Annotated in this window: 1 rRNA gene (running past one end of the window); it reads left to right on the forward strand. The window is 53.6% G+C overall.

The window, feature by feature from the left end:
* A 23S ribosomal RNA gene (locus F9279_RS24670) occupies positions 1-1,637 on the forward strand; its annotated part reaches 1,311 nt to the left of the window's first position; the annotation flags it as partial.

The raw sequence follows: 1,637 nt of genomic DNA on the forward strand, positions 1-1,637 counted from the left end.
CGAAGCTAGACCGGAAGGACTGGTGGAGCGATTAGAAGTGAGAATGCCGGTATGAGTAGCGAAAGATGAGTGAGAATCTCATCCACCGTATGCCTAAGGTTTCCTGAGGAAGGCTCGTCCACTCAGGGTTAGTCGGGACCTAAGCCGAGGCTGAAAAGCGTAGGCGATGGACAACAGGTTGATATTCCTGTACCACCTATAAACCGTTTGAGCAATGGGGGGACGCAGGAGGATAGGGTAAGCGTGCTGTTGGATTAGCACGTCCAAGCAATTAGGCTGGTAATGAGGCAAATCCCGTTACCATATAAGGCTGAGTTGTGACGGCGAGGGAAATATAGTACCGAAGTTCCTGATTCCACACTGCCAAGAAAAGCCTCTAGCGAGGTTTAGGGTGCCCGTACCGCAAACCGACACAGGTAGGCGAGGAGAGAATCCTAAGGTGAGCGAGAGAACTCTCGTTAAGGAACTCGGCAAAATGACCCCGTAACTTCGGGAGAAGGGGTGCTCTTTTGGGTGTTAAAGCCCGAGAGAGCCGCAGTGAATAGGCCCAGGCGACTGTTTAGCAAAAACACAGGTCTCTGCGAAGCCGCAAGGCGAAGTATAGGGGCTGACACCTGCCCGGTGCTGGAAGGTTAAGAGGAGGGGTTAGCACGTGTAGTGCGAAGCTCTGAATTGAAGCCCCAGTAAACGGCGGCCGTAACTATAACGGTCCTAAGGTAGCGAAATTCCTTGTCGGGTAAGTTCCGACCCGCACGAAAGGTGTAACGATCTGGGCACTGTCTCAACGAGAGACTCGGTGAAATTATAGTACCTGTGAAGATGCAGGTTACCCGCGACAGGACGGAAAGACCCCGTGGAGCTTTACTGCAGCCTGATATTGAATTTTGGTACAGCTTGTACAGGATAGGTAGGAGCCTTGGAAGCCGGAGCGCCAGCTTCGGTGGAGGCATTGGTGGGATACTACCCTGGCTGTATTGACATTCTAACCCGCACCCCTTATCGGGGTGGGAGACAGTGTCAGGTGGGCAGTTTGACTGGGGCGGTCGCCTCCTAAAAAGTAACGGAGGCGCCCAAAGGTTCCCTCAGAATGGTTGGAAATCATTCGTAGAGTGTAAAGGCACAAGGGAGCTTGACTGCGAGACCTACAAGTCGAGCAGGGACGAAAGTCGGGCTTAGTGATCCGGTGGTTCCGCATGGAAGGGCCATCGCTCAACGGATAAAAGCTACCCCGGGGATAACAGGCTTATCTCCCCCAAGAGTCCACATCGACGGGGAGGTTTGGCACCTCGATGTCGGCTCATCGCATCCTGGGGCTGTAGTCGGTCCCAAGGGTTGGGCTGTTCGCCCATTAAAGCGGTACGCGAGCTGGGTTCAGAACGTCGTGAGACAGTTCGGTCCCTATCCGTCGTGGGCGTAGGAAATTTGAGAGGAGCTGTCCTTAGTACGAGAGGACCGGGATGGACGCACCGCTGGTGTACCAGTTGTCTTGCCAAAGGCATCGCTGGGTAGCTATGTGCGGAAGGGATAAGTGCTGAAAGCATCTAAGCATGAAGCCCCCCTCAAGATGAGATTTCCCATAGCGTAAGCTAGTAAGATCCCTGAAAGATGATCAGGTTGATAGGTCAGAGGTGGAAGCG

The organism is Bacillus sp. B1-b2 (assembly GCF_009183415.1).
GTDB lineage: Bacteria > Bacillota > Bacilli > Bacillales > Cytobacillaceae > Niallia.